This is a genomic window from Streptomyces sp. NPDC001822 (assembly GCF_042892135.1).
Taxonomy (GTDB): Bacteria; Actinomycetota; Actinomycetes; order Streptomycetales; family Streptomycetaceae; genus Streptomyces.
Genome location: NZ_JBIATW010000001.1, coordinates 838,804 through 852,947 on the forward strand (window position 1 = coordinate 838,804; position 14,144 = coordinate 852,947).

Genomic DNA, 14,144 nt, shown 5'->3' on the forward strand with positions numbered 1-14,144 from the left:
GTCGCTGCATATGACATCGTTCGCTACTCGACGGTAGCCATCGGTGGACATACGGAGGGAAACCGCTGCGCCACAATTGCCGAGCCAGTGGGAGCAAAGCTGCCGGCACATCGATTCCCGCCCTCAGGTGCGGCACGGCAGAAAGGCTACGGAATGAGCGGCCCTTCAGCCCAAGAGGCAGATGTCCTGGTGATCTTCGGGATAACCGGGGACCTCGCGCGCAAAATGACGCTTCGCTCGTTGTACCTTCTGGAAGCCGAGGGATACCTCGAATGTCCGGTCGTCGGAGTCGCCCACGAGGACTACTCCGACGAGCAGATCACGAACATGATCGAGCAAGCGGTGAGAACCAAGGGGGACGATGTCGACGAGGGTGCGCTGAGGCGGCTCACAGAGCGCATCTCCTATCTGCAGGGTGACTTCGAGGACCCCGACACCTACCGCAGGCTCGCCGAACGGTTGGAGGGTACGGATCGGCCGTTGTTCTACCTCGAAATCCCGCCGGATCTCTTCGCCGGTGTGGTCGCGGGCCTCGGTGACGAAGGCCTTACCGGACAATGCAGGGTTCTGATCGAAAAACCCTTCGGTCATGACCTTGCCTCCGCCCGGGATCTGAACGTCGAACTCCATCAGATCCTGCAGGAGGAGCAAATTCTCCGCATCGATCACTTCCTTGGCAAGCAACCTGTGCTCGACATCGCCTGTCTGCGTTTCGCCAACACATTCTTCGAGCCCGTCTGGAACCGCGACCACATCGAAGCAGTCGAAGTCACGATGGCCGAGGATTTCGGGGTGGAGGACCGCGGGGGTTTCTACGACGCGGTGGGCGCGCTCCGCGATGTCGTGCAGAACCACTTGATGCAGGTGATCGGCCTCGTCGCCATGGAGCCCCCCGGGCATGTCGGCCCGGATGCGGTGTGGGACCAGCGAGCGGCGTTCTTCCGTTCCCTGGCCGACGTCGACCCGTCCCGGTGCGTCCGAGGCCAGTACCGCGGATACGGTCGGGTCGCAGGTGTGCGCAGCGGGTCGACCACCGAGACCTTCGTCGCCCTGCGTCTCGAGTCGCAGAGCAGTCGATGGGCAGGCGTGCCGTTCGTGATCCGAGCGGGCAAGAAGTTGGCGTGCCTGGCCACCGAGATACGGGTGATCTTCAAGCATCACGTCGACGTGCCCGTCTTCGCCGGCGCGTCTCGTGCAGCGCCCAATCAGGTAGTGCTGCGGGTCGATCCGGACCCCGGTCTGCGCATCAGCGTGCTGTCCAAAAGCGCGGAGGGGACCGGCACGCGCGAGGTCCACCTCGACCTGCCGTTCGCAGCGGAACTGGGCCGGCCACCCACTCCGTACGAAAGGCTTCTGCATGACGCCTTGAGGGGCGACCGTTCGCTGTTCACCCGTGAGGACGCCGTCGAGGAAACCTGGCGCATCCTGCAGCCGCTTCTCGACCGGCCGCCCGCATGCGAGCAATACGAGCAGGGGTCGTGGGGGCCGCCCTCGGCCGACCGGTTGGTCGAGGGAGTCCTGCCGTGGCAGACGCCGTGGCAGGGCCCGTGACGCACCCGGTCCGCCGAAACGCTCGAGGTCGCGACCTCGTCACGGAGCGGCCGGAAGGCCCTGCCCGCCCTCGCCGCAACGGACGCGAGGGCGGGGGCACGGAAGCTCGCTCAGACGCTGAAGCCGCCGTCGACCGTCAGCAAGGCGCCCGTGATGAACGAGGCGTTCTCGCCCGCGAGGAAGATCACCGCCTTGGCGATGTCATCAGTCCTCCCGAAGCGTCCAAGGGGCGTCCCAGCGACCTGGGCGGCTGCGAAGGGACCCTCCGCGGGGTTCATGTCCGTGTCGACGGCGCCGGGCCTGACGACGTTGACGGTGATGCCGCGCGGGCCGAGGTCACGTGCCCAGCCACGGGCGAGTTGATCGATGGCCGCCTTGCTCGCCGCGTACTCGGCGACGCCGGGGGCGGCGATGCGCTCGGCGACGATGCTTCCCACCAGGATGACGCGCCCTCCATCGGGCAAGTACCGGGTCGCGGCGTGCGTCGTGACGATGGTCCCCATCACGTTGGTTGCCATCATCTGCTGGACGCCTGCGAGGAGTTCGAGGTCAACCTGGTCGACCGTACCCATGACGGCCACGCCGGCGGAGTTCACCAGCACGTCGATCGAACCGCCCAGGAACTCGGCTGCCTGCTCCACGGCGGTCGACGCCTCATGAGGCACCGACTGGTCGGCCTGGACGGCGAGAGCCTTCACTCCGAGTGCGGCCAGTTCGGCGACCACGCCGTCCGCCTGGTCGCGCGAATTCCGATAGGTGATGACAACGTTCGCACCCTCGCCTGCCAATTCGCGGGCGATCTCTGCGCCGATACCCCGTGATCCTCCGGTGACAAGCGCGGTCTTTCCTTCAAGGGACTTCGTCATGGTGATACTCCTCGGCTATTGGTGACTTCCACCTCGGCCGAGGCTAGACACTGACATTAGTGTCAATGTCAAACACCCGTCGCGGTGGACAGACGGCCGCGTCGTGAGACCCAACCGTTAATCACTCGTTGAGGAGGGTGTGCTCCACGAGGGCGGGTATCTGCCCACAGAGGCTCCGCGCCCCTGCCCAGGGCAGGGAACCCAGGGTCGGAAGCCTTCCCGTGCTCGGCCTCACCGCCGCCTGCCGCGCGAGTGTCTGAGGACCGACGGAAACGAAGGGTGCCGAGCGGCCCGTGGTCTGGGCGCCCGGGCCGAGCTACCGGGGCACGTCGGCCGATGCAGGCGCGTGACCGACGCTTGACCTTCACATTAGTGAGAAGGTTTATCCTTTTCATCGTTCCGAACCTGCTGCGGCAACAGGTCGCGGGGGACAGTGACGACAATGGGAGGCGGCGGTGGAAAAGGGAGCACGTGTTACCCGTGGAAACTCTCACGACGGCCGGCCGCAGGCGACCGTCGGCACAATACATCCGACATCCGGGAGCATGGTCGCAGGAAACCGCCTGCCGGTCAGACCGCTGGGGCGCTTTTCAGAGAAATCGATCCTTGAGGTCATTGCGCACCTGAGTACCGTACAGAGGAGAGCGGAATGAAGATTGGAGACCTGGCTGCGAGGACCGGCGTATCGACCCGGCTGCTTCGATACTACGAAGAGGTCGGCATTCTGCACCCGTTTCGGAGCCCCAACGGATACCGATCCTACGGCGAGCCTGCCGTCGACCGTGTACTGCAGATCCGTGAACTCCTCCAGGCCGGCCTCACCACGGAAATGATCCGTGAGGTCCTGCCCTGCCTCGACGCGGCGGACGAGGAGGAGGGAGCGCCCGGAGAACGGACGTGCCGGGAGGCAAAGGACCTGGAAGGGCTGCGCCGCCAGCTCATCAGCATCGAGCGGCGCATCGATGTCCTCCAGCGAAACCGGCAGGCGATAGCGGCCTATCTGCGTGCCTGTGAGGACAGGGCCGCCGCCACGCCGGGTGCCGTCGTCGGCGCGCTGGGCAGGTTGCGGCGCGACAGCGAGAGCATGTCGAGCGGCCGACAGGCGGAATCGAAGTGGTCGTAGGGCGCACACTCCGTCTCCATCCGCACAGTGCCCGCGTCGGCACACGTTCGGCACCGGGGCAGCCTGCCGTCATGGCTTCGGACAGCCCCAGGAATCGCGGACGTGTCGTGCAAGGGGGCCCCGGCGAGAGGATCTATCGTCACCTGAGAGTGAGGGGGGCGGCCACGACCGCCACGACCGGGTCCGGACAGTGCGGAGCCATGTCTCTGATGGAGTGCCATGAACGCAGCCGAGCCCGGCGGGAAGCCGCCACTCGCCCGCGCCTCCGTCGTGGTGCGTCACGGAAAGATCTGGCTGGTGCCGACGATCACGTCCGCGCTGGTGGCCCTGTTCCTGACCCTCCTCTACGTGGGCGGCATCCTCAATCCGAACGGAAACCTGCACCATTTGCCGGTCGCCCTGGTCAACACGGACCAGGGCCCGCCCTTGAAGGGGCAGCGGCAGCCCCTGGGCGAACAGTTGAGCCGGTCGATCGTCGCGGCGACCCCGGCTGACACCGTCAGATGGCGTCACCTCAACCAGGCACAGATGGAGGACCAACTGGCGTCCGGCAAGATCTACGGCGCCCTGGTCATCCCACCTGATTTCACGGTCTCGGTCGGGGCGCTGACGACCCCCAGGGCCACGGCTCGGCCCGTCCTCACCATCCTGACCAACCCCGGGCTGGGGAGCTTCGGCTCCTCCCTGGCCGGCCAGATCTCCCAAGGCGCCGCTCGCCAGGCCTCCCTGGCAATCGGCCGCCGGCTCACGACCCAGGCGGCCGCCAACGGGGCCGCCCCCACAGCGCGTGCGCTCCTGGGCGACCCGATCACCGTGACCACGCGCGTCGGCCACCCCATCGGCGAGCACAGCGGCCTCGGCCTGACCGCCTTCTACTACACCCTGCTCCTGGTGCTCACCGCATTCGTCGGCGGAAACATCATCAACAGCGGAGTCGACGCGGGCCTGGGCTACACCGACAGCGAAATCGGTCCCTGGTACACCCGGAATCCCACGGTGCCGATCAGCCGCAGGCAGACACTGCTGCTGAAAATGTTCATGACCGCCGGAATCACGGTGCTCACCACGAGCCTGCTGATGATCGCGTCGATTGCGATCCTGGGCATGGACGCCACACATCTGCCCTTGCTGTGGATCTTCTCGTTCTGCGCGAGCCTTGCCGTCGGCCTGGGCGTCCAGGCCATCAACGCGGCCTTCGGCGGGATCGGGCAAGTGGTGTCCATGTTCGTCTTCGTCGCCCTGGCCCTGCCGTCCTCGGGGGCGACGATCCCGCTCGAAGCCGTGCCCGATTTCTATCGGTTCCTGGCTCTGTTCGAACCGATGCGGCAACTGAGCGACGGCGTGCGGGCCATCCTCTACTTCGACGCCCGGAGCGACGCCGGACTCAACCGCGGCTGGGGCATGATCGCGATCGGCATCGCGCTCGCCCTGCTGTTCGGATTCGCCATGACCTTCTACTACGACCGCAAAGGCCTTGAGCGCGCCGCGCCCCAGCCCACCTCGACACCGCGTCAGTCACCGTAGCCATACGGGCTGGGGTGACGAGCCCTGCCCGCCGGATCTTCAGCGGGTCAAACCGTGCCCGGCCCGGATCCGGACGCAGGGAGCGTGATCCGGACGCAAGCGGCGTGCCGCGCGCCCTACGCTGTGCTTTCTCCTCGTACGGGTCCGGGACGCTCACCCTGAACCTGTGGTGCGGGAGTGCCGACACGAGTCCGTTCTGTCAGACTGCCGCCGCATTTTTCCGTGCCGGTCATCTTTCGTTCACGGCGGGTACCGCACCCCCGCCTACGTTTGTCTGTGCAAGCTTTTTTATTCGTGAGGAGCTGTTGTGAACAGACGCATGCGTAGTGCGCGATGGGGTGCGCCCGTTGCCGCGGCCGTGGTGGCCGCTGTGGCGACGACGGTGCTCAACCCGACGCTGGGCGCGTCGGCTGCTGCTCCGCAGTCCGCGGCGAAGGGCAAGGCCCCGACCGCGAAGAACGTCATCTTCATCAATGGTGACGGTATGGGTGCCGCGATGCGCGAGGCCGCCCGCCTCAACCTGGCGGGTCTGGACGGCCGGCTGGGGATGGACCGCCTCACGGCGTCCGGTCAGCTGACCACGTCGCCCCGGGACCCGAAGTCGGTCGTGACGGACTCCGCCGCCGCGGCCACCACGTGGGCCACGGGCGAGAAGACCTACAACGGTGCGATCAGCGTCGACGTCGACGGCAACCCGCTGTCGACCCTGGGCCAGCAGGCCAAGGCCGCCGGCAAGGCGACCGGGCTGGTCACCACCGCCCAGGTCACCGACGCGTCTCCGGCGGCGTTCTTCGCCAACACCGCGGACCGCGGGAAGCAGGACGAGATCGCCCGCCAGTACCTGGATGTCAGCAAGCCCGACGTCATCCTGGGCGGCGGCGAGGACTGGTGGCTGCCCGCCGGTACGCCGGGCGCCTTCAAGGACAACCCGGCCGAGGACCCGTCCGAGGCGAGCAAGGGCACCAAGGGCGATCTGATCAAGAAGGCCAAGAAGGCCGGTTACTCGTACGTCAACAGTGCGAGCGGGCTGAGCAAGGCCAAGAACGGCAAGATCCTCGGTCTGTTCAGCAACGAGGAGATGTTCCAGCAGCGTCCCGAGGGCCAGGGCGACGTCTACAGCCCGGTGGTGGACCTCGGAACCATGACCTCCAAGGCCCTGACCAGCCTGGACAAGAACAAGAAGGGCTTCTTCCTCATGGTCGAGGAAGAAGGGACCGACGAGTTCGCGCACTCCAACAACGGCACGCGCGTCCTCCAGTCGATGCAGCAGCTGGAAAAGGCCGTCGCGGTCGCCCGCGCGTACATCGCGACGCACCCCGACACCCTGCTGGTCGTCACCGGTGACCACGAGACCGGAGGTCTCGCGGTCGAGGAGGTCGACGCCGCCGACGAGTCCGGTGACGGCATCTCGGCGGAGGACGGTCCGTTCTCCGTCCGGGGCACCGACCGCAAGTTCGCCATCGACTGGACGACTTCGGGGCACACCAGCGTCGACGTCCCGGTGACGGCGAGCGGTCCGCTCTCCGACCAGTTCACCGGCAAGCACGAGAACACCTACGTCTACGACGTGCTCAAGCAGGTGCTGGCACCGCGCCGCTGACCGCGCGCCGACAGGCGACGGGAACCCGGGAGAACCCCGGGCTCCACCGGCCCTCGCAGCCCCCGCGATGTGTGGGGGGTGCGAGGGCCGTTGGCGCCGGGCGGGAGGATCGCCTCGCACGGCTGGACGTCCCGGGGTTCGTGAACGGTGTCGCGCGAGCACGGGGTTCGTGTGCGGGCATGCACGAGCTGGGTGCGAACCGAACACGGCGGCCTCCGGCTGCGCCAGGGATTACAAGTGGCCTTGCCGCCCGGCCATTCAAAACGTCGGGGCCAGGAACCGGCTGGCCCCCCGCAGCGTGGTGCGCAGTCCGCGCTGGGTCGCACGGCTGTCGAGGCGTACGTCGAGAGCCCCCGGGTGAGCGCTGCGCGCCCGCAGGCCCGTGGGCAGACTCCTTTCGTCGAGTCCGTCACGTCTGGCGATGAGGATGCCGAGTTCGTGACGGCTCAGTGCCTCGCTTCCACCGAGATGACGGATGCCGTGCTCATCGCCGTGCGCCAGTTCCAGCAGAGCAGCTGCCAGATCGGCCACATGCACCGGGCAACGGATGTCGTCGGTGAACAGCACCCCGTCTCGAACGCCGTTGGCCAGCTCGTGTACAGCACGCTCGTGAGCGGACTGCCCGTCCCCGATGATCAGCGAGGTCCGGGCGACCACGGCGGACGGATGCACGAGAAGAACCCCGGTTTCCGCCGCGGCCTTGGCCGCTCCGTACGGCGTGACCGGATCAGGCAGGCAGGTCTCGTCGTAGTGGACCCGCAACCCGGAGAACACTGCGTCGGACGATACGTGGACAAGACGGCTTCCGGACTTCGCCGCAGCCATGGCCAACCGGACGGCACCCTCGGCCGTGACCGCCCAATCCGGTCCGCCACTCGACGCGTTGACCACGGCACTCGGCCGAAGCTCGGCCAGGATCGCGTCCACATTCCCTTGATCCCGCAGGTCCAGGGAGTGCCACACGACTCCTGCGGTGCTCCCGGGTCTTGTCGCATACGTCATGGCCGTGGGATGGGTGGCCAGTGCCGCTTGCCGGCCCAGCTCGGCACCGAGGAACCCGGACCCACCAACGATCAGAACGGTCATAACGCCACACCCTACTGACGGTTTCGGAATCTCGACCCGGGTGGCGATCCCCAGGACGCTCAGGCTGAGGTTCGCGGGGTGACCAAGACATATGAGGTCGCCGACCAGTTCGAGCAGATTCTGAGGCAGGTCGATGCGTCGTTCGTAGCGGGTGCGAGTCCCCTGAACCGTCCAGCCGGGCGAATCGCTGGTCGACCACCCGTCGCAGCCTGCCCCTTCACGAGCCATGGGCGAAAACCGTGTCGGGCAGTCCGGGGTGTGATGCGGCGCTGCCGGAGCAGGAGTCGTTGCCTTTGCCCGACCGATCACAGACAGGCCACCGCGACCGAGCGCTTCGCCGTTCCGCAGGCTGGGACTGGATGCCGTGCCACTGGCGATCACCTGAACGTTCGACGGCGAGCCACGGAGCTGTGGTGGGGTAAGGGGGCCAGTCGTTGGTGGTGGGGCAATACGGCAGCCGCCGGCCCTGCTGCTCTCCGTTGTTGATCAACAAGGAGGTCCCATGTCTGTGATCCTTCGGCCCCGCGCGCTGCGTTCGGGCGATCTCGTGGTGGTCTCCGCACCCTCGGGCCGCCTTCAGCCGGGTGAGGAGCCACTGCTCGCTCGCGGTGTGGCGATGTTGGAGCGGATGGGTTTCCGCGTCCGGGTCAGCCCGATGGTCAACCCGGCCCGGAGTCGGTGGTGGGCGTCGGGCACTCCCGAGGAGCAAGCTTCCGAACTCAACGGTCTGCTCAGGGACCCGGAGGTGCGGGCCATCGTCGCGCACACCGGTGGACAGTCGACCATCGGCTATCTCGACTTGATCGATCTGGACGCGATCCGGGCCGACCCGAAGCCCATCCTCGGCTACAGCGACATCTCGCTGCTGCACATGGCGCTGCACTCAAGAACCGGCCTCGTCGGCCTTCACTCCGACATTGCCACCCATGGTTTCGGCGGTGGCTGGTACACGGTCGGTGACGCGGCCCGTCGCTCCCAGCTCGTCGACCTCTACACCCGTGTTCTCACCGAGGCCGAGGCCCTGGGCTCGCTGCCAGCGATGGGTACTTGGGAATCCTGGCGGCCGGGCCGCGTGCAAGGACCGCTGGTGGGCGGCCTGCTGAACCGGCTGGTCCAACTGCAGGCGACACCGTTCGCGCTGCCGATGGAACGATTCGACGGTGCCGTACTGTTCTGGGAGGAAGATCACCGGTCGGTCAAGCGGATCTGGGGCGACCTGCATACGTTGCGTCTGTGCGGCGTGCTCGACCGGATCGCGGGCATGGTGGTCGGCATCCCGACAGAAGTCGCGCCGTACGATGACGGCCGAGACCGCGCAGGTATCCGCGATGTGGTGCTCGACGTCCTGCCTCGGCGTGAGATTCCTGTGCTGGCCCAGGTCGACTTCGGCCATACCGCGCCGAACCTGCCGCTGCCCCTCGGCATCCGTGCAGACCTGGACGCCGACAGCCGCACACTGTCCCTGCTCGAGCCGGCGGTCGCGGAGGGCTGATCCTGGCGGATCCCGCGATCTCGCCGCCCTTGCCCAATTTGCTTCTCCTTCCGGGCCACTGGTTCCCGTGTGGCTCACCGCTTCCTCCTCTCACCGGATGCGGCGCGGACTATGACTGCTCGAACACCTGCAACGCCACCGCCGGGACGGAAGCCGGGCTGCCCGCGTCGCGGCCGCTGAGGATCTGACGCTGCCCGGTCGTCCACCGTCGCGAGAACGGCAGCGTCGTCCGCGCCTGTCTGACGTGCCTGACGAGCCTTCGGTGTCTGAGGTGTCGTACGCGCCTGGCCCTGCCCCTTCCGAGCCGTCCCTGCAATGCGCCCAACCCTCACCGTTGCTGCGGCGGCCGAGCGTGTCCACGGTCGTGAGCCTGAACACGACGGCATTGCCCTGGTGAGGTCGGTGGACGATCGCGCGACTCCGGTGGAGCCCCCATGCGGATGTCCTGAAGCCACCTGCCACCCCTGCAACTTCGGCTGCTGCCGCGGCCGATCGTGCTGCCTCGGCGCTGCTTGGCTAAGGGGATTGACTCTTTGGCTAATGCTGATAGCTTTAAGGAAATGGCGTTAGCTGTCGGGGCCGGTGGGCCGCATGGAGGTAGTCGTGACCGAGTTCTTGAACGTCAACGGTGGGACCATCGCGTACGAGGTGAGCGGCGTCGCAGGCCCGCTGGTGGTGCTCGCCCACGGGATGGGTGACAGTCGTGAGGCCTACCGGTTCTTCACCCCGGCCCTGGTGGAGGCCGGATATCGTGTCGTCACCGTGGACCTGCGCGGCCACGGTGAGTCCAGCGTCGGATGGGCTTCCTACACCCGCACCGACCTCGCGGGGGACCTGATCGCCCTGGTCGAGCACCTCGGCGGGCCGGCTGTGCTCGTCGGCCACTCGATCGCCGGCGGTGCGGTCACGATCGCTGCGGCCAAGGCCCCGAAGCTCGTCACCGCGCTGGTCGAGCTCGCGCCCTTCACTCGCAAGCAGCAGGTCCGGCTCGGTGACATGCGGATAGCCGGTTATCGCCGTGGCATGACGCATCTCATGGGCACCACAGTCCTCGGCAGCACCCGGCAGTGGGCCAAGTACCTGGACATCGCCTACCCCGGCCCCAAGCCCACGGACTGGAACACGCGCATGGGGGAGATCACCGCCATGCTGGAGGAGTCCGGCCGCATGAAGGCCGTGCAGGCGATGGGCAAGACCTCCCCCGCTGACGCCGGCGAGCAACTGGGCAACGTCAGCTGCCCGGTCCTGATCGTGCAGGGCACGCTCGACCCCGACTGGGCCTCGCCGCAGGCCGAGGGCGAGGCGATCGTCGCCGACCTGCCGACCGGTCTGGGCAGCCTGGAGATGATCGAAGGGGCCGGTCACTACCCGCACGTCCAGTTCCCTCAGCAGACCCTTGCCGCGATCCTGACCTTCCTGGCCGGCGTCCGTGCCTAGGGCAGGTCTGGACGCGGCCACGATCGTCGCCGCCGCCGCCGAACTCGCCGACGAGATCGGCTTCAGCGAACTGACCATGGGCCGGCTGGCCGAGCGGCTCGGGGTGCGAGCACCGTCGCTCTACAAGCACATCACCAGCCAGGACGACCTCCATCGGCGAATCGCGGCGCTCGCCTTCGACCAGGCTGCCGAGGCGATCGGCACGGCCATTCAGGGCCGTGCCGGCCGTGACGCGCTGGCTGCCGCAGCCGGCGCACTCCGCGACCTCGTACTCACCCATCCCGGCCGCTACGCCGCCACTCTCGGCCTCACACCGACCGGCCCCGACGACCCGATCATGCTGGCCTCCCTGCGGGGAATCGGGCCCTTCGAAGCGGTACTGCGGGGCTACGACATCGGCCCACAGCACATGACCCATGCCCTGAGGGCGGTGCGCAGTGTCTTCCACGGCTTCGCCCACCTGCAGGCCTCCGGCGGATTCCAGTTGTCCACCGACGTAGGCGAAAGCTTCGAGTACCTCATCGACCTGGTCGACTCCGGCCTCCGCGCCACCGCGGCCAAGGATTCCACCGCCGTCGTGGACGCCGGCGATCACCGCAGGTAGACACGTATCGGTCGCTTCGCTGACGTGCCGTTTGGCGTCGTATCAATCGGTCGCGCACGCGGCTGGTCACCGGCCGCCGTGCCCGGCTACGGCGGCCCGCCGGGCAGGCCCAGACGTACTGTTCAAGTCACCCCGGCAGGCTTGAACAGTACGTCTGGGCCTGCCCGGCCAGAGAACGCCCCTCCCCGGAGGCCACTTCCATCTGACTCATGCGAAGCTGATCACGCAGGTCAGCCCACGTAAAGCCCAGGATCCCCTTCGTGGCAATCATCCGGTTGAAGGTGTCCGGCGCATCCCGCCTCCGTGAGCAGCGCAACACGCAGAGGAGCGCCGCCACGGACTTCGCCACCGACGTGGACGCATCCCCTCGGACCCGTGCTCGACCAGTGCCACGAAACCGGACCCTTGCGCTGCGTTGTCGCTCACAGGATCGCCTGGAGAAGTTGCCCCGACGTAGTTGCCCCGGAGTACTGCGCCGACGTGGTGCCGAGTGGCACTGTAAGAAGACAGGGGCCTGTCGAGTATCTGTGGGTGTCTGCCGGTGGTGCCTGCACAGTCGTTGACCAGCCGCCCGTTCTGATGGTCGCATGACCCTTGATCGGCCGATGTACCGCGTCAAGCGGCGGCTCCTCGGCAAGCCGCTCACCACGGAACGTGTCAGTGAGGAGAAACTGAGCAACCGGACGGCGCTCGGTGTGCTCGCCTCCGACTGCATCAGTTCTTCGGCCTACGGCTCCGAGGAGATGCTCCGGGTCCTCGTGCCGGTGGTCGGAGCGGCCGCCTTCACACTGGTCGTGCCGGTGACGGGTGCGATCCTGCTGGTGTTGCTGCTCCTGACACTCTGCTACAGCGACGTCGTCACCATCTACACCCGGGCCGGCGGTTCCTACGTGGTGGCCCGGGAGAACTTCGGGCCCCGCGTCGCGCAGGTGGCCGCGGTGGCGCTGTTGGTCGACTACGTCGTCACCGTCGCCGTCCAGGTATCCGCCGGCACGAACGCGCTGATCTCGCTGGCCCACCTGGTCGGCGACGACTGGACGGGGCTGGACCATCTTCAGCTGCCGGTCTCCGTACTGGTGATCGTACTGCTGGGGTACGGGAATCTCCGTGGTGTCCGCGAGGCCGGCCGGATGTTCGCGCTTCCCGCCTACCTTTTCATCACCGCGATGGGCCTGGTCTTCCTCGTCGCGGCGGTGCGCGGGCTGACGAGCGAGCTGCCGCGCGCCGATCTGGACGCTCCTGGTGTCGTCCCGCTCGGGGCTCCCAGCGACGGCTGGCTCTACGGTGCGTCGCTGTTCATCGTGCTGCGTTCCTTCGCGAACGGCGGCTCGTCGCTCACCGGGCTCGAAGCGATCTCCAACGGCATCTCCGCCTTCCGCGAACCGCAGGGCCGAAACGCCCGGCACACCCTCATCACCATGAGCTGCGTGCTCGCCGTCCTGGTCCTGGGCGTGTCCACCCTCGCCCACTTCACCCACGCCGTCCCGTACACGGACGGGACCCCGACCGTCATCGCGCAGGAAGCGAAGCTCGCGTTCGGTGACGGAACCGCGGGGACGATCGGGCTGGTCTTCGTCCAGCTGGCCACCGCACTTGTCCTCTACACCGGTGCCAACACACCCTTCACCGGGTTTCCGTTCCTGGCCAGCTTCGTCGCACAGGACCGGTTCCTGCCCCGGGTGCTCACCCGGCGCGGGCACCGGCTGGCCTTCTCCAACGGCATCGTCGCCCTCTGCGTTCTCTCACTCGCCATCCTGCTCGCCACGGAAGCCAACGTGGACAAACTCGTGGCCCTCTACGCGATCGGCGTGTTCACCGCCTTCACCATGGCAGGCGCCGGCCTCACCGCATACCACCTGCGCAGGCGTGAGCCCCTGCGCCGGGTGAAGATCGCGGTCAACGCGCTCGCGGCGATCGTCTCCGCCGCCGTCGTGCTGATTTTCGCGGTCACGAAGTTCACCGAAGGCGCCTGGCTGGTCGTCGTGATCTTCCCGCTCGGGGTCTGGGTGCTGATCCGGATCAACCGCGAGTACCGGAGAGAGGCCGCAGCCCTGGAACGGCTGCCCACGGGCGCGGACCGACCGCGTACGCGTCGCCACCAGGTGTTCGTCCTTGTCGAGACGCTGGACCTGGCCACGCTGAAAGCCTTGCGGTACGCCCACGAGCTGCGGCCCGACACCGTCCGGGCAGTGCACTTCGCCATCGACGAGGCACACGCACGCCGACTGTGCGCCCTCTGGGCGTCGACGTCCGCGACATCGGTCGACCTGGACCTGGTGGCCTGCCCCGACCGCCGACTGCGTCACGCGATGCGGGAACTGGCGGTCCGGACGACACAGGACGGGAACACCTCCCTGACGGTGCTCGTGCCCCGTCGGATGTACGCCAGCGCCCTCGGCAAACTGCTCCACCGGGGCACCGGCGAGCAGATGGCGAAGACGCTCGAGCAACTGCCGCATGTTGCGGTCACGATCCTGCCGTTCAACGCATCGCACGCCATGCGAGCCCTGGAGGCGGATCGCTGGCCCGACATGGACTGAGGCGGGGCCGCGCGGGTCCTCCCGAGAGCTGTTCACCCGCATCCGCGCTCGTCGGCCGGCTCGGCACTGCGAGATGTGCCGGTTGGCCACGATCCCGTTCGAAGCCATGCCGTTTTCCAGGCGTGGCCGCCCCATCGCGGGCCGCGGTAGCAACGGGTGTATCAGGTCCCGTTCAGCATCGGACAGTTCGTGGCCGCGCAAACCCCACCGTGATCCACAACACCAGATCACTTCGAGGACAGACCCTGGCCCGACAGAACCCCGATGGCCGGAGAGGTGCGTGACACCCGTCGGTCCGGGCCGACGGGTGTCACACGGACG

General features: G+C 67.5%; 10 protein-coding genes. 8 read left to right on the forward strand and 2 right to left on the reverse strand.

The annotated features are described in order from the left end of the window. The first annotated feature begins 153 nt into the window (after window positions 1-153). Complete coding sequence (gene zwf, locus ACFYY2_RS03805) at window positions 154-1,551, forward strand: glucose-6-phosphate dehydrogenase (protein ID WP_388736571.1); 1,398 nt, start codon at window positions 154-156, stop codon at window positions 1,549-1,551. 110 nt (window positions 1,552-1,661) lie between these two features. Here zwf and ACFYY2_RS03810 read toward each other — a convergent pair whose 3' ends face one another. Continuing rightward, window positions 1,662-2,417: an SDR family NAD(P)-dependent oxidoreductase gene (locus tag ACFYY2_RS03810; protein WP_388736573.1), complete on the reverse strand. Its 756-nt coding sequence runs from the start codon at window positions 2,415-2,417 to the stop codon at window positions 1,662-1,664. Window positions 2,418-3,066: 649 nt separating this feature from the next. Here ACFYY2_RS03810 and ACFYY2_RS03815 point away from each other — a divergent pair. From ACFYY2_RS03815 to ACFYY2_RS03825, 3 genes are all read left to right on the forward strand, one after another. Beyond that, window positions 3,067-3,540 carry a MerR family transcriptional regulator gene (locus ACFYY2_RS03815; RefSeq protein WP_388736575.1) on the forward strand — a complete coding sequence of 158 codons (474 nt, stop codon included), beginning with the start codon at window positions 3,067-3,069 and terminating at the stop codon, window positions 3,538-3,540. 219 nt (window positions 3,541-3,759) lie between these two features. Further along, window positions 3,760-5,064: a YhgE/Pip domain-containing protein gene (locus ACFYY2_RS03820; RefSeq protein WP_388736578.1), complete on the forward strand. Its 1,305-nt coding sequence runs from the start codon at window positions 3,760-3,762 to the stop codon at window positions 5,062-5,064. Window positions 5,065-5,383: 319 nt separating this feature from the next. Next, the gene (locus ACFYY2_RS03825) at window positions 5,384-6,664 is read left to right on the forward strand and encodes an alkaline phosphatase (protein ID WP_388736824.1); all 1,281 of its coding nucleotides are present in this window, start codon (window positions 5,384-5,386) and stop codon (window positions 6,662-6,664) included. A 258-nt stretch (window positions 6,665-6,922) separates the two neighbouring features. On the opposite strand, the gene ACFYY2_RS03830 is transcribed toward ACFYY2_RS03825, so the two are convergent. After that, window positions 6,923-7,750 carry an SDR family oxidoreductase gene (locus ACFYY2_RS03830; protein ID WP_388736826.1) on the reverse strand — a complete coding sequence of 276 codons (828 nt, stop codon included), beginning with the start codon at window positions 7,748-7,750 and terminating at the stop codon, window positions 6,923-6,925. A 502-nt stretch (window positions 7,751-8,252) separates the two neighbouring features. Between ACFYY2_RS03830 and ACFYY2_RS03835 the strand changes: the two genes are divergently transcribed. The 4 genes from ACFYY2_RS03835 to ACFYY2_RS03850 all read left to right on the forward strand — a co-directional run bounded on the left by ACFYY2_RS03835 (window position 8,253) and on the right by ACFYY2_RS03850 (window position 13,823). Continuing rightward, window positions 8,253-9,242: an LD-carboxypeptidase gene (locus ACFYY2_RS03835; protein WP_388736580.1), complete on the forward strand. Its 990-nt coding sequence runs from the start codon at window positions 8,253-8,255 to the stop codon at window positions 9,240-9,242. Window positions 9,243-9,845: 603 nt separating this feature from the next. Continuing rightward, window positions 9,846-10,679 (forward strand): alpha/beta fold hydrolase, encoded by an 834-nt coding sequence (locus tag ACFYY2_RS03840; RefSeq protein ID WP_388736582.1) that lies wholly within the window; start codon window positions 9,846-9,848, stop codon window positions 10,677-10,679. A gap of 22 nt (window positions 10,680-10,701) precedes the next feature. After that, the gene (locus ACFYY2_RS03845; RefSeq protein ID WP_388736829.1) at window positions 10,702-11,283 is read left to right on the forward strand and encodes a TetR/AcrR family transcriptional regulator; all 582 of its coding nucleotides are present in this window, start codon (window positions 10,702-10,704) and stop codon (window positions 11,281-11,283) included. 587 nt (window positions 11,284-11,870) lie between these two features. Further along, complete coding sequence (locus ACFYY2_RS03850) at window positions 11,871-13,823, forward strand: APC family permease (protein WP_388736585.1); 1,953 nt, start codon at window positions 11,871-11,873, stop codon at window positions 13,821-13,823. Window positions 13,824-14,144: the final 321 nt, after the last annotated feature.